The 19,893-nt window shown below is 57.9% G+C and carries 16 protein-coding genes, 1 pseudogene and 1 riboswitch; of the genes and pseudogenes, 9 read left to right on the top strand and 8 right to left on the bottom strand.

The genetic code is table 11. The features are described 5' to 3' along the window. Positions 1-3: 3 nt before the first annotated feature. The 5 genes and pseudogenes from PSQ90_RS01025 to PSQ90_RS01005 form a co-directional block, all read right to left on the bottom strand. Complete coding sequence (locus PSQ90_RS01025) at positions 4-222, bottom strand: DUF3329 domain-containing protein (RefSeq protein ID WP_282211588.1); 219 nt, start codon at positions 220-222, stop codon at positions 4-6. A gap of 104 nt (positions 223-326) precedes the next feature. Continuing rightward, the gene (locus PSQ90_RS01020; RefSeq protein WP_282212961.1) at positions 327-1,220 is read right to left on the bottom strand and encodes a DMT family transporter; all 894 of its coding nucleotides are present in this window, start codon (positions 1,218-1,220) and stop codon (positions 327-329) included. Between the two features lie 114 nt (positions 1,221-1,334). Continuing rightward, positions 1,335-1,482, bottom strand: a riboswitch (FMN riboswitch). 124 nt (positions 1,483-1,606) lie between these two features. Further along, positions 1,607-2,275, bottom strand: coding sequence for a L,D-transpeptidase (locus PSQ90_RS01015; RefSeq protein WP_282211587.1), 669 nt, complete (start codon positions 2,273-2,275; stop codon positions 1,607-1,609). 80 nt (positions 2,276-2,355) lie between these two features. Then, on the bottom strand, positions 2,356-2,706 hold the full coding sequence (locus PSQ90_RS01010; protein WP_282211586.1) for a hypothetical protein: 351 nt from the start codon (positions 2,704-2,706) through the stop codon (positions 2,356-2,358). Positions 2,707-2,975: 269 nt separating this feature from the next. Beyond that, positions 2,976-4,984, bottom strand: a pseudogene (locus tag PSQ90_RS01005) (aldo/keto reductase). Positions 4,985-5,198: 214 nt separating this feature from the next. On the opposite strand from PSQ90_RS01005, the gene PSQ90_RS01000 reads away from it, so the two are divergent. Then, a complete protein-coding gene (locus PSQ90_RS01000; protein ID WP_407648226.1) occupies positions 5,199-6,128 on the top strand; it encodes a helix-turn-helix domain-containing protein in 930 nt (309 codons plus the stop codon). After that, complete coding sequence (locus PSQ90_RS00995) at positions 6,128-8,248, top strand: CHASE2 domain-containing protein (protein ID WP_282211585.1); 2,121 nt, start codon at positions 6,128-6,130, stop codon at positions 8,246-8,248. Before PSQ90_RS01000 ends, PSQ90_RS00995 begins: the two co-directional genes overlap by 1 nt. Before the next feature lie 247 nt (positions 8,249-8,495). Here the strand turns inward: PSQ90_RS00995 and PSQ90_RS00990 are convergent, their stop codons facing one another. Then, positions 8,496-9,548, bottom strand: a complete 1,053-nt coding sequence (locus PSQ90_RS00990; RefSeq protein WP_282211584.1) for a LacI family DNA-binding transcriptional regulator — start codon at positions 9,546-9,548, stop codon at positions 8,496-8,498. Between the two features lie 166 nt (positions 9,549-9,714). Between PSQ90_RS00990 and PSQ90_RS00985 the strand changes: the two genes are divergently transcribed. The 6 genes from PSQ90_RS00985 to PSQ90_RS00960 all read left to right on the top strand — a co-directional run bounded on the left by PSQ90_RS00985 (position 9,715) and on the right by PSQ90_RS00960 (position 15,878). After that, the gene (locus PSQ90_RS00985; RefSeq protein WP_282211583.1) at positions 9,715-11,226 is read left to right on the top strand and encodes an ABC transporter substrate-binding protein; all 1,512 of its coding nucleotides are present in this window, start codon (positions 9,715-9,717) and stop codon (positions 11,224-11,226) included. Between the two features lie 32 nt (positions 11,227-11,258). Further along, positions 11,259-12,194: an ABC transporter permease gene (locus tag PSQ90_RS00980; RefSeq protein ID WP_282211582.1), complete on the top strand. Its 936-nt coding sequence runs from the start codon at positions 11,259-11,261 to the stop codon at positions 12,192-12,194. Positions 12,195-12,211: 17 nt separating this feature from the next. After that, the gene (locus tag PSQ90_RS00975) at positions 12,212-13,975 is read left to right on the top strand and encodes a dipeptide/oligopeptide/nickel ABC transporter permease/ATP-binding protein (RefSeq protein ID WP_282211581.1); all 1,764 of its coding nucleotides are present in this window, start codon (positions 12,212-12,214) and stop codon (positions 13,973-13,975) included. After that, on the top strand, positions 13,972-14,787 hold the full coding sequence (locus PSQ90_RS00970) for an ATP-binding cassette domain-containing protein (RefSeq protein ID WP_282211580.1): 816 nt from the start codon (positions 13,972-13,974) through the stop codon (positions 14,785-14,787). The genes PSQ90_RS00975 and PSQ90_RS00970 overlap by 4 nt, the downstream gene beginning before the upstream one ends. 93 nt (positions 14,788-14,880) lie before the next feature. Beyond that, entirely contained in the window at positions 14,881-15,696 is an 816-nt protein-coding gene (locus tag PSQ90_RS00965; RefSeq protein ID WP_282211579.1) for an SDR family NAD(P)-dependent oxidoreductase, read from the top strand. A 17-nt stretch (positions 15,697-15,713) separates the two neighbouring features. After that, positions 15,714-15,878 carry a hypothetical protein gene (locus PSQ90_RS00960; protein ID WP_282211578.1) on the top strand — a complete coding sequence of 55 codons (165 nt, stop codon included), beginning with the start codon at positions 15,714-15,716 and terminating at the stop codon, positions 15,876-15,878. On the opposite strand, the gene PSQ90_RS00955 is transcribed toward PSQ90_RS00960, so the two are convergent. Both PSQ90_RS00955 and PSQ90_RS00950 read right to left on the bottom strand, forming a co-directional pair. Further along, positions 15,848-17,062, bottom strand: a complete 1,215-nt coding sequence (locus PSQ90_RS00955; RefSeq protein WP_282211577.1) for a glycoside hydrolase family 3 C-terminal domain-containing protein — start codon at positions 17,060-17,062, stop codon at positions 15,848-15,850. The genes PSQ90_RS00960 and PSQ90_RS00955 overlap by 31 nt on opposite strands. Before the next feature lie 4 nt (positions 17,063-17,066). Continuing rightward, positions 17,067-17,288 carry a hypothetical protein gene (locus tag PSQ90_RS00950; RefSeq protein ID WP_282211576.1) on the bottom strand — a complete coding sequence of 74 codons (222 nt, stop codon included), beginning with the start codon at positions 17,286-17,288 and terminating at the stop codon, positions 17,067-17,069. Between the two features lie 172 nt (positions 17,289-17,460). Between PSQ90_RS00950 and PSQ90_RS00945 the strand changes: the two genes are divergently transcribed. After that, positions 17,461-19,842, top strand: a complete 2,382-nt coding sequence (locus PSQ90_RS00945; RefSeq protein WP_407648145.1) for an alpha-L-rhamnosidase — start codon at positions 17,461-17,463, stop codon at positions 19,840-19,842. Positions 19,843-19,893: the final 51 nt, after the last annotated feature.

Below are 19,893 nucleotides of genomic sequence, written 5' to 3'. Positions count from 1 at the left end.
GGCCTAAGCTTCAGGTGGCGGCGGTGCATCGTCGTCGCTTTTTGCGCGCGGATAGGCATAAAAGAAGGTGTAGAGCGCATATGCCAACGCAAATCCGGTCAGCAAGCCCCAGAACTGGTCCTTCGTGCCAAACCATTCCCACCCACACCAGATGGCCAGAAAAACCGTAATGGCGACGCGCCGCCACAGCGGGCGAAACCAGTTCAGATCGCTTTCCTTCAAAATACCCGTCCCTGTTTGGCTACCTTGATTACGCTTGTAGCGACCCGCACGCGATTTCGCCACCGTCTATCGTGATCCGGGCCCATCGGACCCGGATCTTGAGCCTAGGCCAGTGCCTTTCGCCGATCTTCCTGACGCATCAGGAACAGCGATGCACCAACAATCAACAGTGCACCCGGCCAGAAACTGACGCTCGGCGCCGCCGCAAACACCAGCCAGCCCAAAATGACATTGAGCGGCAGTTTGAGATCATCAAACGGCTGCAGATAGGCAGCGTCAGCCACTGCATAGGCGCGCGTCATGAAATACTGTGCCATGGCGGTCAACACACCGATCACCGCCAATGCAGCCCATGCGCTGACTGGCGGCATGGCAAGGCCCGAGCCGATCCACAGTGCGGCATTGATCGGGGTTAGCAACAGCATCAGATATATCGCAATGCTGGCGGGCGCTTCATCACGCGTCAACCGCTTGGTCAACAGTGACGTTCCCGCCCAAAGAGCCGCCGCCAACACCGGTAAGAGCGAATAGACCGAAAAGGTTTCGGACCATGGCGCAATGATGATGAGCGCACCCGTAAAACCCACCAGCGTCGTTGCCACCCGCGTCAGCGTAATCCGCTCACCCAAAAATAACCCGGCGCCCGCCATCACGAAAAATGGAGACGTCATCGACAAGGCGATGACCTGCCAGATCGCGACATGGGTCAGTGCAAATACCCAAACCTGCACGCCCGCCGCAGCCAACACCACCCGTATGATATGCTGTCCAGGGTGGTTGGTGGCCAACGCCTTGAAACCCTCACGCCAGATTAGGGGCAGGGCAAACAGCAGCGCGATGAAATATTGCCAGAACGCAATTGCGGTCGAGGATAGCCCATCGACCATGCCTGCCCATTGGGTGGCAACATTGACGCCGGCAAATGCCAGCCCGGCAGAAAACATGAATGCAGCGCCGCGCAAAGAGGCGGATGGGGCCGCATTAGGGGAGGAGGTAATGTGGGTCACGATATTCGATCCTTTCGCGTAACGCCCAAATACCTCAGGGTTACGGGGATCGAAGCAGCAGATCCGCGCCGCACACGCGTGCGCACGCTTATCGACCAAATCCATGCCCGTTCTCTCTCATCCGGACTATGACCGTCGGCTTCGGAATCGCACCGAAATCTGCTGACCCTTTTCCGTTTGAAAAGGCGCTCGCGGGCTCGGGGAAATCCCCATTACCGCCGGTGGGGAGTTTCACCCCGCCCTGAGAACGTCGTGCAGATCAATCTGCACATGCGCTAGATAGGAGATCGGACCGGTGTGCGCAAGAAGTCACACCGGTGTAACCGAACGGGCCACGCAATCGGGGAGGCGGCCGGCCCGTTCGTCCAGCCGAGCAGTCATTGTACGACCAAGATAGGCGAGCCATCCGGAACGCGTTGATAAAGGTCAATCACATCCTGAAACAGCAAGCGCACGCAGCCACTTGAAACGGCTTTGCCAATCGAATTGACATCCATATTGCCGTGCAGGCGATACAGAGTGTCCTTTCCATCCTGGAAAATATACAGCGCGCGCGCGCCCAATGGGTTTTCCAGCCCAGGCTCCATGCCTTGGCGATAGATTTCAAGTTCGGGCTGCCGATCAATCATTTCGGATGGCGGCGTCCAGGTTGGCCATTTGCGTTTATAGGCGATCTTGGCGCGACCGCCCCAGGCAAAACCCTCCCGGCCTATGCCAACGCCATAACGCATGGCCTGACCATCATCCATCGTCCAGTATAAAAAGCGATTTCGCGTGTCCACTACCACGGTGCCTGGACGTTCCCCGGTGGGGTTGGCAACCATCTGCCGGTAAAATTTGGCATCCAACAGGTCGATCCGCGCCGCTGGAATTGGGAATTTTTCGTCGGGGACCGGCCCGTACATGCTCAGATACTGTGGGGCAATCGGCGCATGCTCAGCAATTTTTGGGCGGCTTTGGGTCGTTGCGCAACCGGTCAGAGCAAGCGCAGCCAGACTTGTTGCTCCCACCATCATGTGGCGGCGCGATAGAACTATTTGTGTCATCGAATTATCTTCCGGGCAGCCGGGGGCCACCTTCATCAAAACGTGTAGGGGGAAAAGATGCCGCTTTGGGGCGGCAAGCGCTAAGCGCTGGCCAGACGCTTGGGCGGTCGAAGTCTGGGTTCAGCCGGTGGACCAATTGGGCGCGTTTCAGTCGTCCCAAAGAACAGGTCTGGCGTTGACGGCGCACAATACGATTGCACTTCGGGCATCAATCCCTGGCTCTGGTGGCAGGGCGTCGCCTGTCCGTTGATCTTCTTGCCACAGGGTTTGAAGCTCACCGCCTCAGCTGTGTGTCCACTCGCCACCTGGCACAATTCGCCATGCTCGGAAACGGTTAGATGGCCCTGCATTGCCGATACACTGGGCACACCCGCGCCTAACGCAAAGGCGAGCGCACAAATCATGGCAATTGCAATAAGGACCGGCTTCATAAGGTACCTTGTAGTTTTTGTCGCGCGTTTTGGCGATACCGTCAGCGACGATCGCCGCGTGGCGTGTCCAAAAGGCCTCACCAGTTCCGCAATGCTCAAATGCAATGTCGTCCGCTCGGATTGCCGGCATATAAAACGAAAAAGCTCTTATTAAATAAGTGATTGAAGGATGCTGCCAAATAGCGTCCAGCGAACCCATTTGGGCCAACCCTAATAAAAATGCCCCGAACAGGATCGTTCGGGGCAAATGCATCGCGACAATGTGAAGCTTACCCGTTTTCGAGCCAGGCTACATCAGCAGGCGACAGATTGATGTTGAGCGCCTGAATACTATCATCCAGCTCCTGAACTGTTCTTGGTCCGATCAGGGGAACAACCGGGAAGGGCTGCGCCAAAACATAGGCCAGGGCGATATGGATTGGATTTTTGCCAAGTTTCCTGGCCAATTCTATCGCGCGATCACGCCGGGCAAAATTCTTGTCGTTGTACCAGACCCGCACCAGCTCTTCATTGTCGGTCTTGTCGCGACCCGCGCGATCAGTAAAGAACCCGCGCCCTTGGCTTGACCACGCGAAATTGGGTATCTGGCGCTCTTTGAGCCACGCCTTCCAGCTATCGTCCGAGGACGAAATGCAACCGGCCCAGATCACGTCCTGCATCTCAGCTAGGGCAAAATTGTTGGATAAGGCACCCGGCTTTTGCTTGCCGGTGCGTTCTGCATAGGCAATCGCTTCGTCCATGCGCTCGCGCGTCCAGTTCGATCCGCCAAACGGTCCCCGAATGCGGCCCGCATTGACCTCGGCGTCCATGGCATCGACAAACTCACCCACCGGCACCTCCAGATTGTCCCGATGCATGAAATAGACATCGACATAATCGGTCTGCAATCGATCCAGCGATTGGGTCAATTGCTTGGCGATCTGGTCAGGATAGCAAAGCGGCGAATGAGCCCCCTTGCCAATCAACACCGATTCTTCGCGTGTGCCACGATTGGTGTGCCATTCACCGAACAGTTTTTCGGTATAGCCGCTGGCATAAACATACGCCGTGTCAAATAGATTGCCGCCGGCCTCATAAAACGCATCCAGCAATATCGCGCCGCTTGAAAAACTCTGGAACGCTTCGAATCCCAACGCAACTGACGAAGTCTTCTTGCTCACTCCGACAATATCGCCCTTGGGGATGGTGCTACCGTTCGGCCCCAGCTTGCGGCCCGAAAGCGTCAGTTTGCGCGTGCTGGCCTTTTCGATATTGAATTCGATTCCCGCGTCGGCCCGCCATTTATCGAGCACCCGCGCATTGCCCAGACTGTCCACCCAGCTCATGCCGGGGGCAGCCAATTCCTGCCGTTTGGCAAAAATCGCCTCGGCCGCCGCATCTGCTTCAAACGAATAGACGTGCCCCGTTTCATTGACGCTGATGCTGTCGGTTGTGCCGTCATGAAGGATCACATCAATCTTGCCCAAACCCTGATCGCGATTACCGCCCGCGAACCAGAAATCAGGCACTTCAATCCGCCCTTTCGAGCCGAAAATGCGCAAGACGTTGTCGAGTTGTGCCAGCACCGCACAGGAAACCTGCGCAACAATGCCGTTCTCAAACGTCAAAACCGCCGCTGCCCAGTCATCGGTGCCTTGCTCGTTGAGCTTGGCCGTGCCCGATACCTTGACGGGGTCAAGGAATGGCTTGCCTGCAGCGACGCCCGCGATAAACCGTGCCATTGATACCGGATAGCCCCCAACATCCAGAATCGCTCCGCCTGCCAGATCATTGGCGAACAGGCGATGCTCGGGCATGAACCCCGGCATCTGAAATCCAAAACTGGACTGGATCATCCGCACATCGCCAATCGTGCCTGATGAAATCAGATCCGCCAGCTTTTGCGTCTGCGGATGCAGCCGATACATGAACGCTTCGCCAGCGAACGTTCCGGCCTTGCGATGCGCATGTTGCACCGCATCAATTTCAAACGCGGTTAGCGCCATGGGCTTTTCGATCAGCACATGCTTGCCAGCTTCGGCTGCCTTGATTGCCCATTCGGCATGAAACGGATGGGGCAGGGCGATATAGATCGCATCAATTTCGCCGTCGCTCAGTAAAGCTTCATAGCCATTGACGATCCGCGCGCCCGGAAATTCTTCAGCCAGCCCGGGCTTTGACGGATTGCGCGTGGCAATGGCGACCAGTTCGCCATGTTTGGAATTGGCAAGGCCCCCTGAAACGCCTTGGCGATCCCGCCCGGCCCGATAATTCCCCAGCGAATGCGAGATGCTGACATATGTATTTCCCTTTGAAACCAATGAATTTTCCGGCCAGTAGTCGACGTTGTATGGAGTTTTGGCGGCGCCTGTTCTGTCGCCGACAATCGGGCGCCGCAATGTCAATGGGTGGCCTTTGCCCCCATTCCTCCCTTTTCATTTGCTCTTGGCCGGAGCGCTTTCTAGATTAGCGCGAAAGTTGCCTAAGTCCTCCCCATTGGGAATAATAACTTGTTGGAAAGTAAGAACCTCACCAAACGCTACTGGGACAGCTCACTGAGTTCGGCCGGACGCGCGCCAAATGTGCTCCTGGTCGATCATGGGCAGCCCGGCATCATGCACGTGCCCCATTGGCATGCGCAGGTTGAGGTCAATTTCCTGTTCCGCGGTTGGGTCGATTACTCAATGAACGGGCATCGCTTCAGACTGCAGCAAAACCAACTCTGCATTTTCTGGGGCGGATTGCCCCATCAGATGGTCGATACATCCGACGATGCGTTCTTTTTTGTCGCGCATTTGCCACTGATCCACTTCTTCCGCCTGCATTTGCCCGCAACATTGCATGACCGGCTCATCCACGGCGCCACGCTGGTCACAGAAGCCGAAGACGGCACCGACGCCGCCAATTTCGAGCGCTGGTCAGGCTACATGCGTCATGGCGATCCCATCCGTGCCGATCACGCCATAAACGAGCTGCTACTGCGCATCGAACGCGTTCGCTTCGAGCATTTCCGCATGATTGGCACCAACGAGACTGCGGCCGCCGCAATTCCGGGCAATGATGCGCAGGGGTTCGCCAATATCTCGAGCATCTGCGACTATATCGCCGAAAATTTCCGCGAGGATATCGACAGTGTCGATATTGCCGCGTCTGTCGACATCCATCCCAAATATGCCATGAGCATCTTCAAGAAATCCACCGGGATGACCATCAATGAATATGTGAATTTGCTTCGCCTGAGCTACGCGCAGGCATTGTTGATGCAGGATGATGTCAACGTGCTGCAGGTCGCCATGGATAGCGGCTTTGGTTCGCTCAGCGCCTTCAACAAGACCTTCCGCAAACTCGCCGGCATGTCGCCCAGCGATTTTCGCCGCGACTGCCGAACCCGTCCCAGCCTTGTCACTCACGGATCAGACCGGGAGGCCGCGCAGCCGCTTTGATGGGTAATTGGCGATCAACTGCAGTTTTCCTGGGTATAGTCCTCGTCGGTCTATTGACCATTTTGCGCGCCTCGGACCCATACACGCTGCGCGTCGCGCGTGAGGCGACGTTCGATCTGTTCCAGCAGATCCAGCCGCGCCCTGCCATCGACCTGCCGGTTCGCATTATCGATATCGACGAAGCCTCGATGGTGGCACTCGGCCAGTGGCCCTGGCCCCGCACAGTCCTGGCAACCCTGACCCAGCGCCTGACCAAACTGGGCGCCGCTGCAATCGCTTTCGATATTTTATTCGCCGAACCCGACCGGCCTGGCGCACAAGGGCAGGGAGGGGACACGGAATTTGCCGAGGCACTGGGACAATCGCCCGCCATTCTCGGTATGAGTGATAATTTGGGCAGTCCAAATCTGCCCGATCAGCCAAAATCAGGCATTGCCTTGACCGGCGACGCGCCGTTGGCGGCGCTACCTAGCCTGACCGGCGCCACCATGCCCCTTCCGGCCTTGCTTGAACCCGCCGCAGGTTTGGGCGTTGTCAGTCTTGAACAGGCCGCCGGCGGTGGCGTTGTGCGCCGCCTGCCGCTGCTTTGGCAAAGTGGCGGAAAAGTCTACCCCGCGCTCTCGGTCGAAGCGCTGCGGATTGCCATGGGCGTTTCCACTCTCGTTGTGTTGGGTGATACCTCCGGCGCGGCCGCCGTCGATGGTTTGCGCATCGGCGATCTGACCGTTCCCACCTCAGCCGACGGCGGCCTTTGGCTCTATTATCGTCGTCTTGACCCTGCGATGAGCATTTCCGCCGCCACCATTCTTGGCGATAATTTTTCTGCCCTCGCACCGGACATTGCTGGACACATTGTGCTCATCGGTGCGTCGGCAACCGGCCTTGGCGATGTCCGCGCTGGCGCCTTGGGCCAGGACGTGTCCGGCGTCTCGATCCACGCCCAGGCGATCGAGCAAATGCTCACCGGCACTTTCCTCAACCGCGCCGATTGGGTCGGTGGATTGGAAATGGCCCTTTTTGCCCTCACCGGCATCGTCATCACGGTACTCACGGTTTTTTCCGGCCCCTTTGTGGGGCTGGTGTTCTCGCTCATCGCCACCGCAATGGCGGTCACCGCGTGCTGGTTGGCCTTCACCCAATGGGGATTGCTTGTCGACCCCAGCTTTACCTTCCTCGGCGCACTCACAGTCTATGCCGCCATGGCGTTTTTCCAGTTTGCCAGTACCGACGCTGATCGCCGACGCATTCGCAACGCCTTCGGCCACTATGTAGCACCCACACTGCTGACGCGGATTGAAAAGAACCCCGCCGAACTCCGCCTCGGCGGCGAAATCCGCGAATTGACCGTGCTGTTTTCCGACGTCCGCAATTTTACCGGTATCAGCGAGCGACTGCCACCCGCCGCGCTGGTTCGTCTGCTCAACACAATTTTTGGCGCCATGGGTGCCGAAATCACCGGGCAATTGGGCACGATCGACAAATTCATGGGCGACGCCGTTATGGCATTCTGGAACGCGCCCATCGCCGTAAATGACCATCCCCGCCACGCCTGTCGCGCGGCGCTGGGCATGCGCTTAGCGCTCGCAACGCTGAACCGGCAAAATGATCCAGGCCTTGGCGGCGAACCCGTGGCTGTCGGCATCGGCATTGCCACGGGCCCCGCGCTGATTGGCAATATGGGGCTGGAGTCGCGCTTTGATTATTCCTGCATCGGCGAAACGGTCAATCTATCGAGCCGCATCGAAGGCGCCTGCCGGGCCGTCGGCTACGATATTCTGGTCACAAAAGCCGTCCGCGATCTCACGGCGGATCTCGCCTATCTCCCCGCCGGATCACTCGCCCTAAAAGGCATCTCCGTCCGCGAACCAGTCTATATTCTGGTGGGAGATGAAGCCCTCGCCCTCTCGCCGGCATTTCAATCACTGGCCGATGATCACCACAAGTTGGTGTCTGATCTATCCGATACCGAGGCCACCAAAATCGCGCTCGACCGCTGCCGCCAGGCAGTTCAATCAGTCGAGATCGGCCTACATTCGTTCTACGCGCGCATTCACGAAAGGGCCGACGATTTTTGCGCCAGCCCACAAGGCGCCAAATCATCCGCAAATGCCGATCACTGATCCCGGTGTGATCGAAACTGAAGCACAGATCGGATTTGCCAACTCTGGCCCATAAATACCGGCGCGAAGGGGACGCGACGCTGCAACGCGCCCCATTGCTGCCACTCAAGCGGTCAGTCGGTTCACGCCGCGGCAATGCACCTTGAGCGTGAATCGCGGGACAGCAGACTGTGTACACCTTTGCCACAAGGGCGCCACGGTGGCCGCAATGTACACCACCGTAACTGTAGCCAAAGTTCTTTGACGGTCACAGATTCGAGCTGACCGAGGGCTTAATGATGACTGTGCTATCACGAGTAACCAAGGTAGGTTTAACGACGAAATGCTCAGGACTTGTCCGTCCGGCGACGCGTTCCAGCAATAGTCTAGTGGCTTGCTGGCCGAGCAGCTGCCCGAACTGATCAATGCTGGTGAGTGAATGTTGCGGCAGCGCGCAATATGGCGTGTTGTCATAACCCACAACTACTAGATCCTCGGGGAGACTGAGCCCAAGTTCCTTGGCAACGCCGATGACCTCGAAGGCTGCGTAGTCTGTCCAGCAAAAGACAGCTCTTGGTCGTCGCTTTCCGGAGAGCAGGCGCAGTGCAGCACTACGGATTTCGCCAGAATCCATTGATGCTCCCACCACTTGAATATGTTGCTGCAGCCCAAGAAGCTGCATTTCGTCGCGATACCCCCGCTCGCGAAACTCGAGCGTTGTTCCTCGTGCCTCTGGCAGACCTGCCAGCGTGAAAAAGGCGATGTCCGAAATGCTTTGCTCCTGAAGGTGACGGACCACCAGTCGCGCGCCAGTCTCGTCGTCATTGTTGACTGTGTCGAAGGAGGTTGCATGCGGAAGGTGGACTCCGATCACGACTGTCGGAACTTCTTCGGCAACGATTTCCAAGTCCGCAGGTGACATTGAAGGGGCGACCAATAAAAGGCCATCCATCTGGCGGTCGATCATGGCGTCGATGACCGCGTTTTCGACAACCGGCTGCACCTGACCTACGCCGAGCATGGCCTGATAGCCCGCCATGCTGGCTGTATCAGAGACGCCCCCAAAAATCTCAGAGAAGAAGGAATTGTGCAGGTCCGAAACCAAGACGCCTAGCGTAAAAGTCTTTCCTCGCAGCCCCCGGGCCGCCGCATGTGGCCTATACCCGAGGCGCTCAGCGGAAGCTTGCACCCGCAGGCGCATCGAGTCGCTCACGCCATATGCGTTTCGGAGCGCTTTTGACACGGCGGAGAACGAAACGCCGGCGTCACTGGCGACATCGCGCAGGGTCGCGCCGCTGCTGCGTTTTCTTATTCCCGACATGCAATCTACCTCATCCAGATACCCACACCTTTACCATCTTGTCCGCTTTCGTCAAACGTCATCCAAAGCGGGCACGCCTCTCTATTCATGGCTGAGCACACCAAAAAAGTGCGCACTTGACAGCTTGTTTGGAAAACGTTGTATATAACGTGAGGACAAGGGAGGAATGATCATGTCCATAGGCACACCACAATTTATCTCGCGCCTGGTGACTACCGCCGGCGTTACGGCCATCATGGTTGCAGGCAGCGTTGGCGCCGTCGCCGGGAAGGAGTTACTTACTCTCGGCGCGACGCTGGACATGTACGGCTGGAACCCGGGCAATCAGCCAGGCTACCAGAACTGGGCCGCCGAGGCTGTCTGGGGCAACCTTGTCAAGTGCAACTCCGTCGGCGGACTTGAGGCCGACATGGCCGAATCTTGGGAGGTCTCCAACGGAAACCGCACCTTCACCGCCAAACTTCGTCCGGACCTGAAGTTCAGCGACGGCTCGCCGGTAGCTCTTGAGGACGTCAAGGCATCGTTCGAGTTCTTGACCACCAGCGGCCGCGGCGCAGACTACGAAGACATTGAGTTTGAGATGCCCGACGCTCAGACAATCTCGCTCAGCTGGCCGGAACCGCAGCCGATCCTGAACAACAAGATCTGCAGCGCAAACATTCTGCCCATGACCGTCCTGGCTGCGGGAAATTGGGACGTTCCTATCGGCTCCGGCCCTTATGTACTAGACGATGGTGCAACGACGACGGGTTCGGAATACGTTTTCAAGAAGAACTCCGATCACTGGAACGCATCGGACTATCCCTACGACAATCTCGTCATCAAGGTGATCACAGCCGATGGTGCTGCCGTTTCGGCCCTGACCACAGGCCAGATTGACGCCACCCTGGTTGCCGCTGGCAGCTTGGAAACCGTCAAGGCCGCCGGAATGGAGGTTATTCAGTTCCTCGGCCAGACGCCGCGCCTGATCATCTCCGATCGTACCGGGGCCAAGATTCCGGCGCTTGGTGACGTTCGAGTTCGCCAGGCGATGAACATGGTGTTCGACAAGGCCGCGATGGCCGAGCATCTCTATCTGGGCAATGCCGAGCCGACCGCTCAAGTGTACAGGAAGGGCACCGCCGCACATATCGTGGATCTCGAAGATCCTTATCCATTCGACGTGGAGAAGGCCAGGGAACTGATGGCCGAAGCCGGCTTTGCCGATGGCTTCGAACTCGAATTTCCCACCATGACCGGCCAGAACTTCGAGACGCTGCTGCCGTATGTCCGTCAGCAATTGGCTCTGATCAACATCCGGGTGACCGAGGTACCGCTGTCCGGTGCCAACGCCATTAGTGATCTGCTCAGCGGCAAGTTCCCGGTCGTACTTTGGCAGCTCGGAAATGACGGCAACTCCGCGTTCCAGATTTACGTCGAGTCTACTGTCGATGGATGGTGGAACCTGCAGCATGTCGGAAACGAGTTCATCGACGGTCGCTGGGTAAAGATCGCCACTGCCTCGGCCGAGGAGAGCGCCGCCCTACAGCAGGAGATTAACCGCTACGTCGTGGACGAGGCCTGGTTTGCGCCGTTCGTCTACATGGGCTCAACTTACGCCTTCAACCCGGAAAAGGTCTCCATCCCGACCCAGTCCGACGCTGAGGCGCTGACTCCTAAGCTGCGCGACTTCCAGTAGCGCATGCGGTCGAGGCGAGACAGGAGGAAACCATGTCCTCTCTAATAAAAAGTCTCCTGCGCTCCATTGGCGTGGTGCTGGTCGTGACTTTTGCGACTTTTGCACTGATGTACGGCAATGCCCCGGGCATCGCTCAATCCGTCCTCGGATTGAGCGCCTCACCCGAGAGCATCCAACAGAAGATCATGCAGCTCGGCCTCGACCGTCCCCTGCTGGTACAATACTGGAACTGGATCGCCGGTGTCGTCACCGGCGATCTGGGCCGCTCCTATTATACCAGCGAGTCAGTCAGCAAAGCTTTGTCCAACCGCGTCCCGGTGACGCTGACGCTCGTGCTGATGACGTTGGGGCTTACTGCGATCTTCAGCGTTCTGCTTGGCGTCTTTGCCGCTGTCAAAGGCGGCTGGATCGACCGGGTGGTGCAGTGGCTTTCGGTTCTGGGTACCGCCGTGCCGGGCTATGTCATCGCCATCGTTCTGGTCTTCGCCTTTGCAGTGATGTGGCGTCTGTTTCCAGCGACCGGTTATGTGCCCCCACACCGCAACCTCACGCAGTGGTTCATGTCTCTGGTGTTGCCTGTCTCGGCCTTGTTGATCGGCGCGGTGGCCGGCGTAGCCACCCAGATTCGCTCAGCCATGCTGGATATGCTCGACCGCGACTTCGTCCGGACGCTGCGCGCTCGCGGCATCGACGAGAGGCTGGTGTTGTTCCGCCATGTGCTGCGCAACGCGGCAGCGCCAGGGCTGACTGCGCTGAGCCTCACAATGATCGCGCTTCTCGGCGGTGCAGTGTTCATCGAACTGGTCTTCGCCTTACCCGGCATGGGTCAACTCGCCAATGCGTCGGCCCAGATCAGCGACGTCCCTATGGTCATGGGCACGGTGCTGGTGACCATCGTCCTGGTGCTGGCCACCAATCTTCTCGCCGATATCGGCGTAGCCCTTCTTAACCCCAAGTCGCGTTCGTGATGGCGGAGAGTTCCAACATGGCCGCACACTCCGCTACCGTAGCGCCGGTCGCGCCCATTCGCCGAGAGTCGACACTGTTGCAGTTGCTGCGCAACCGGCAAGGCCTCATCTGGCTTTCATATCTGGTGCTATTGGTTGCCGTGGCACTTCTGGCGCCGACCTTAGCCCTTTACGACGTCAACGTCACCGATCTTGCGGCTACCAATGCCAAGCCCTTTACACCGGGGCACCCGCTGGGCGGTGATGGCGCCGGTTACGACATTTACTCGCGCCTGATCTGGGGCAGTCGGCAGACGCTAATTGCCGTTCTGATCGTGGTCTCGGTCTCTGCCGCCATCGGCGCCACTAGTGGACTGGTCGCCGGCTTCTACCGCGGTATCTTCGAGACGGCGGCCAGTTTCGTTTCTGATGCCATCATGTCTTTGCCCGGCGTGGTGCTGCTGATCGCGCTCTATGCCGTAACGGGTCCCAACTTGCCAGCGGCGATGGGTGTTTTCGGCGTTATCGTGGCGCCGACCTACTATCGACTGGTGCGTTCAATCGTCATCACAGTGCGGAAAGAACTCTATATCGACGCCGCGCGTGTGTCGGGGTTGTCCGACCTGCGCATCGTCGGGCGGCATGTGCTCTGGGCGGTCCGTGCACCCATCATCATTCACAGCTCCTTTATCATGGCTGCGGGTATCGGGATTGAATCGGGCGTGTCGTTCATCGGGCTGGGTAACCCCGCCGCCGCATCCTGGGGCACAACCCTGCAGCGTTCCTTCAACGGCATCTACAACAATCCATGGGGTGTCGTTTGGCCCTCTTTGCTGATTAGCATCACGATTCTGGCCTTCGTCCTGCTCGGTAACGTTTTGAGCGATGTGTTGCAGTCGTCGTCACGGAACAAAGTGCTGTCAGCAAGGCAGCGTCGAAGCGTTATTGCACGTTCCGCCGCTGTTATCGGCGAGGTTGCCACAGCTGAACCGTCTAAAGATTCCATTCTGTCAATCCGCGGCCTGCGCATCGGCTATTTGACACCGGATGGCGAAGTGCGCGAGGTCGTGCATGGCGTGGACTTTGACTTGCGCCGCGGGGAGATCCACGGTCTGGTTGGAGAATCCGGGTCCGGAAAGTCGCAAATCGCCTTTGCTACTCTCGGCATCCTTCCAAGAGAGGCTCTGGTCCTGGACGGAAGCGTGTTTCTCAATGGTGAGGATCTGATGGCGGATCCTCGAAAAATGCGCGCCGCTCGAGGTCGCAGGATCGCCTATATCCCGCAGGAACCCATGTCCAATTTAGACCCTTCCTTCACGGTCGGTGCACAGTTGATTTATGGCCTTTGCGCGGTCCGACCGATGTCCAGACCCGAGGCACGGGAGATTCTTTTGGCCTTATTACAGCGGGTCGGTATCAAGGATCCCGAGCGGGTCATGAAAATGTATCCGCACGAAATTTCTGGCGGCATGGCACAACGGGTCCTGATCTGCGGTGCAGTTGCATCCGAACCTGATATTATCGTTGCCGACGAGCCAACAACGGCCCTCGATGTGACCGTGCAGGCCGAAGTATTGGACTTGCTCCGCGAACTGAGTGAGGAGCGGGGCCTGGCTATGATCCTGGTAACTCACAATCTGGGTGTTGTGGCCGATCTATGCCACACAGTCACGGTGATGAAGGATGGTCGCTTCGTCGAGAATGCCGGGGTGGAGCAAATTTTCGACAGTCCGAGCGATCCTTACACCGTCGAGTTGTTGCGCTCGTCGCGCAGTGTCGAGTTGATGGAGATCGCATCATGACACCGCCGCTACTTTCATTGAAAGATCTTGTTGTCGGCTTTCCCACGCGCGGCGGGCATACCAACGTCATCCGCGGAGTAAACTTCGACTTGGCTCCCGGAGAGACCCTTGGCATGGTCGGCGAATCCGGGTCCGGGAAAACGACAATTGGACGCGCGATCCTGGGACTTGCTCCGGTTCGGGGTGGTAGCATCTCGTTTCGAGGACGGTTGATCAGCAATATTAGCCGGGCCGAACGTAGGTCCCTGGCCGGTGATATTCAGGCAGTGTTCCAGGACCCATATTCGTCGCTAAACCCGGCGATGACGGTGGAGAGCATCCTGGTAGAGCCACTTGCCGCAGCCGGAGTGGAGGAGGGCACTGCAAGAGTCCGCGAACTATTGGACGCCGTGGGTCTGCCCAGCGATGCGGGATCGCGATATCCCAGAGAATTTTCGGGTGGACAGAGGCAGCGCATCGCTATCGCCCGCGCACTGGCACTGCGACCATCGGTGATCGTTTGCGACGAGCCAACCAGCGCATTGGACGTGAGCACCCAGGCTACCGTTCTCAAGCTGTTCCGAGACCTGCAACAGGCCACTGGTGTCGCCTACATTTTCATCAGCCATGACTTGGGCGTGGTGAGCAATATCAGCGATCGGATCGCTGTCCTCTATCAGGGCGAGATCATGGAGATCGGTGAGGCGGCCCAAGTCACCGCCGAGCCGCGTCACCCTTACACGAAGCGGCTCCAACTTGCCGCGCCCCTTGCCGACCCCAGAAAGCAACGCGCCCGGAGACTTCAACGGCAAGCCTTGGCGAAAGCCGGCTGATCCCGCTACGCCTCGCTACCCCTCCGGGGGCCGAAGCGAGACCGGAGGCAGGCTCATCCTGCCTCCGGTTCATATATGAACAAGGACGACAAATTGACTCTCCCTCTCAGAGACAAATTCGCTCTCATAACTGGTGCCAGCCATGGCATCGGCAAGGCAACTGCTTTGGCCCTGGCCGATGCGGGTGCCAACATTGCTTTCACCTATCGGGGAAGCGAATTCGAAGCGCGCGAGGTGTCTAGGCAGATAGAAGCCGTGGGTCGCAAGGTCTTTATGATGCATGCGGAACTGATGGATATCGACGATTGCAAAGCTACAGCAATCGAAGCCATCAAGACGTTTGGTCAGATAGATGTCTTGGTGAACAATGCAGGGGGCGGGCAATACTCAGCCGGTCCCTTGGCCGAGCTCTCTCTGGATAGTTGGGAACGCGGGCTCAACCTAAATCTTCGGGCACCTTTCATCACCAGCCAACTTATCGCGCAGAACATGGTCGAGCGAGGGCAGGGTGGCTCGATCATCAATATCTCATCGATTCACTCGCGTAGTGTCTGGTTCGACAGCGCTGCCTATGGCGTTGCCAAGGCAGGGCTGAACCGCCTGACGAAAAGCATGGCGGTGGAATGGGCGGCCCATGGGATTCGCGCCAACGCGGTTGCTCCCGGGTATATCAATACTTCTGAGACCCCTGAGGAGCGGGCCCGCTATGATGCCGGCGATAACCTGGCAGCTCCGTTGATCGCCATGCAGCGCACTGCCTTGCCATCTGAAATCGCTAGTCTTTGCGTTTTCTTGGCATCAGACGCTGCGTCTTACATAACGGGGCAGACCATCTTTGCCGACGGTGGTGTGCTTCTGCCCCCTGTCACAGTCGCCCATGACATGCGGGCAGTGGCCAAGCGCTCCTGAACGCAGGAGCGGCACCCATGAACAATGCCGATAACATCCTTGCCACGCAGCGTGTCGTAGCGGGCGACGTTGGCTTTGGGTTGACCTGCCGGGTCTTGCCAGAGCCGCCAAGCTTGATGCTGGTATCCCTTTCGGCCAAGGGACTGTCCCTTCAGACTACGGTTAAAGTAGTGGATTTGTGATCCTGCGAGCTGCGTCCCACCGAGATCGTGAAGGACCCGGGCTCAACAACCCAATCGAGGTTCACGTTCCAGAAGCCTAGTTCAGCGGCTCCGAGGGAAAATTCCACCGTCTTTGTTTGAGAAGGATGCAAGTGGATGCGCTCGAACCCGCGAAGCTCAATGACGGGCCGCGGAAGCGAGCTGAAATCGTCTCGAACGTAGAGTTGCACGACTTCGTCGCCGGCCACGGGTCCCGTGTTCGTAACGTCCACGACGACTTGAACGGTTTCATCTGATCGCGCCGACGACGAGGACAGCCGCGGCGAGGAAATTTCAAATGATGTGTAGCTCAGCCCGTGTCCGAATGGGAAAAGGGCACGCCGGGCACCCTCGAGGTACTGATTCACATCTGCTGACGGGTGTCGATTGTAGTAGACCGGCAGTTCGCCGACGGAAGCCGGAATGGAGACCGGAAGCTTGCCGCCCGGGTTTGTGTTTCCCAGGAGGACATCTGCAACCGCCAGGCCGGTCGCTTCACCCAGATACCAACCCTCGACAATGGCGTTCGCTGTCTCGGTCATTTTGTTGATCACCAATGGACGGCCGTTCAGGAGAACTATCACCAGCGGCTTACCCGTTGCCGCCAAGGCATCAATAAGCAGGTCTTGATCTCCCCACAGGCCGAGGGTGCTCCTGTCGCCCGGTAATTCGGGCGCAACGGCCTCCCTCGTAACCGCAGGAACGTCACCAACACAAAGTACAATTATATCGGACCGGGTCGCCAATTCGATCGCCTGCTCTATCCGGGCCAGGTTCTCGTCGCGGAGCGCCGGTTCGGTTTGCGAGAAGCTACGATGGCGACCTAGCTCGTCGGGTGGTGTTATCCAAACGCCAACAGCATGCTCGATGACGAAGCTGGAAGGGGCCAGTCTCTTCAGGCCTTCCAGGATACCGATCTTCTCGTTGCTGTCACCCGAATACCCACCTAGCAGAGCTTCGTCGGCGTTCGGCCCTATCACGGCGACTTTCAGCGGGGCGGAGACCGAAAGCGGCAGAATGCCGTCGTTCTTGAGCAGTATCAGAGCCTTTTCGGCAGCCTTGCGCGCCAGGATTGCGTCGCGTTCTGCGTGCACTGGGGAAAGGGCGTCCTCGAGGTTGAGATAGGGGTTCTCGAACAGACCCGCCTCGAACTTGAGAGCAAGCACACGGCTACCCTCGATAGTCAGAGATGCGGGAAATCTGCCCGATGCCGTGTTGCAGCGCGTTCACCGCCTTGTCGGGGGCGAATTCACCCGTGTCATCCAGAAACTCGGGCTTTCTCTCCCAAAGACAACAAAGTTGCGCAGCCTTTTCTTCCAGGGTCATCCGACCGATTAGATCCGAAACGCGAATCTCGATTGGAGCATTGGCATCTCGATAAGTCTGGGTCATGGGAATCCTCTATTCACGACGGCGCAATGCGTGTACAACGTTTTCTGAATGATCGTCAAATTGGAACATCGAAATTGTGACGGCAAGATAATTGTAAAAGAAAATTTGTGCTTGCAAAGGCATCAGGTTTCGGAAAACGATATACAGAAGTTCGACATCGTTTGGAATTGCTATGAGTTCTGTCACCCAAGATACCCAGAGTGGATATGCCGCTGAGCATTTTCGATCGGCCAGAATGGTACGACCGCTTTGCGACGAAGGCGTAGGGTCGACTGCACCGTTCGTTTCGAAGCGTTTTCGATTGGATGCCATTACCGGCAAAGAAGTGCTGCGGATCAGCGCACTTGGGCTGTACATCGCGTTCATCAACGGGAGGCGTATAGGCGAGGACCTGCTGACGCCGGGTTGGACGAGCTACGACAAGCGATTGAGTTACCAGGCTTACGATGTGGGCGATCTTCTGAACCGCGGAGAAAATCACATTGAAATCTGGTTGGCCGATGGCTGGCTTCGGTCCCGGATGATGTGGGGCGATGAGCCGATTCTGAACACTTGGGGCGATCGGCTGGCTGCTATCGCGGAACTGAGGTCATTCCCGGATAGCCCTGATCCTGTGCTCGTCACGGACGGTACCTGGTCGAGTGGACTGCTTCCGATTCTGAAGTCGGGGATTTATTTCGGGGAGATATTTGACGCCCGTGTCTCGCCCGAAGCCTCGCATGGAGTCGAGGCCATGCCGTTCGACCTAGAGCGCTTGATCCCTTGCGAGGCCAGGCCAGTCCGCGAACTGGAAGCGGTGCCGGTGGTAAAGCAGTGGAGGGATGCTGCCGGACGATTGCTCTATGATTTCGGCCAGAATCTTGGAGGCTACGTCTCATTCGAGGTGCTCGGAGCACCGGGCGCAAAGGTTGTTGTGGAGCATGCCGAAATTCTGGATGAAGAAGGGGAATTCTACAACGAGAACTATCGCACCGCTGACGCGCGAATAGAATACGTTCTCAACGGGTCGGGCAGGGAGGCCTACAAACCGCACTTCACCTTCCAAGGCTTCCGATACGCCAGGGTGAGCGTGCTTGGCCAGGCGGAGGTGCTCAACATCGTCGCCATCCCGATAAGTTCGGTGTCTGACGTGAAAGCCTCGTTCACCTGCGGAAATCAACTTGTGAACAGATTGGTGCAGAACACCATCTGGTCTCAACGCGCCAACTTCATCGAGGTGCCCACGGACTGCCCTCAACGAGATGAGCGCCTGGGCTGGACGGGGGATGCCCAAGTCTTTGCCGGGACGGCCCTTTACCTGGCTGACGTGCACCGCTTCTTTAAGAAGTGGATCAGGGATGTCATGGCAGATCAACGGGACGACGGCGCGATCCCTCATGTTGTTCCAGACCCGACCCGCCTGCACCCCGAGAACTTCCCGGGCTTCTTTGGTTCCACGGGTTGGGGGGACGCGATTTGGGTAATCCCATGGCAGTTGTACTTGCACCATGGGGACAGAGACTTTCTCGCCGAGGTGTTGCCCGCCATGGTTAAGTGGGTGGACTTCGTCTGGTCGATTAGCGACGGGCCGATCGTCAGGCCACCACGCACCTGGGGCGCACGCGGATTCTCGTTCGGCGATTGGCTTCAGCCGAGCGGCCCCAGCGCGAAGCCCCTGCCGACGATCAGTGACGAAGCAGCGGCAACACTTTACCTGTACATCGCTTCGAGCCACGTCGCCCGTATTGCCGCAATCGTTGGCGACGTCCAGCAGGCAGATCGTCTTCGTGACCTGGCTGATGAAGTTAAGCGGGCATTCGCTAGGGAATTCATCACGCCATCGGGGAGAGTGGCCGGAGACGACCAGACCTCATATGCGCTGGCTTTTTTGCATGATCTTATTCCATGCGACCGCGTGGAGGCGGCAAAGGAGCACTTCAAGAACGCAATTTCCCGGACGGACGGGCGTATCGGAACCGGATTCATTGGCACTCCGGCATTGTTGCCTGCGCTGATCAAGATTAGCGAGCCGGGCTTGGCCGGTCAGATGTTCCTGCAGGAAGAAGTGCCAGGGTGGCTTTACCAGGTCAAGATGGGGGCAACTACCATTTGGGAACGTTGGGACGCAGTCCAGCCGGACGGCAAAATATACAACCCGCAAATGAACTCGTATAATCACTACGCATATGGCGCTGTGTGCCAATGGCTTATTGAGTCGGTGTCAGGCTTCCGCCCGGACGAAGTCGAGCCAGGCTTCGCCAAGATCGTCTTCGAGCCCAGCATTATTGCCAATCTGTCGCCGGTTCGTGCGCATCACGAATGCGACCATGGCACCATACGCGCCGAGTGGACCGAAAGCGACGGCCACGTCACGTACGACATTGAGGTGCCCGAAGGATCAACTGGTGTTTTGCGGTTGAGTCCGAGTTATACCAACGCCATGGTCGACGGTAATGAGTGCAACGACGCAAGTGAAACGCTGGTCGGACCTGGCAGGCATAGGGTAACCTTCGACTGGACGCCTCCCGCAGTTTTCGCTTCGGCGCTTGAGGGTAAGGCTGACCCTACGCCATGAAAGTGGCTCTGCTCAGCGACATGATATTTCGATCCGTCGCAGGCCAAATTT

Origin of the sequence: Devosia rhodophyticola, assembly GCF_028816475.1 — a bacterium.
In the GTDB taxonomy this organism is placed as follows: Bacteria; Pseudomonadota; Alphaproteobacteria; order Rhizobiales; family Devosiaceae; genus Devosia; species Devosia rhodophyticola.
The sequence above is the reverse complement of the archived record's forward strand: the minus strand, read 5'-3'. Positions and strand labels throughout refer to the sequence as shown.

Bases quoted from the DNA above. Each gene is read 5' to 3' on its own strand.
- PSQ90_RS01015 (WP_282211587.1), bottom strand. From the start codon at position 2,275: ATGACACAAATAGTTCTATCGCGCCGCCACATGATGGTGGGAGCAACA.
- PSQ90_RS01010 (WP_282211586.1), bottom strand. From the start codon at position 2,706: ATGAAGCCGGTCCTTATTGCAATTGCCATGATTTGTGCGCTCGCCTTT.
- PSQ90_RS00995 (WP_282211585.1), top strand. From the start codon at position 6,128: ATGGGTAATTGGCGATCAACTGCAGTTTTCCTGGGTATAGTCCTCGTC.
- PSQ90_RS00990 (WP_282211584.1), bottom strand. From the start codon at position 9,548: ATGTCGGGAATAAGAAAACGCAGCAGCGGCGCGACCCTGCGCGATGTC.
- PSQ90_RS00985 (WP_282211583.1), top strand. From the start codon at position 9,715: ATGATCATGTCCATAGGCACACCACAATTTATCTCGCGCCTGGTGACT.
- PSQ90_RS00980 (WP_282211582.1), top strand. From the start codon at position 11,259: ATGTCCTCTCTAATAAAAAGTCTCCTGCGCTCCATTGGCGTGGTGCTG.
- PSQ90_RS00975 (WP_282211581.1), top strand. From the start codon at position 12,212: ATGGCCGCACACTCCGCTACCGTAGCGCCGGTCGCGCCCATTCGCCGA.
- PSQ90_RS00970 (WP_282211580.1), top strand. From the start codon at position 13,972: ATGACACCGCCGCTACTTTCATTGAAAGATCTTGTTGTCGGCTTTCCC.
- PSQ90_RS00960 (WP_282211578.1), top strand. From the start codon at position 15,714: ATGAACAATGCCGATAACATCCTTGCCACGCAGCGTGTCGTAGCGGGC.
- PSQ90_RS00950 (WP_282211576.1), bottom strand. From the start codon at position 17,288: ATGACCCAGACTTATCGAGATGCCAATGCTCCAATCGAGATTCGCGTT.
- PSQ90_RS00945 (WP_407648145.1), top strand. From the start codon at position 17,461: ATGAGTTCTGTCACCCAAGATACCCAGAGTGGATATGCCGCTGAGCAT.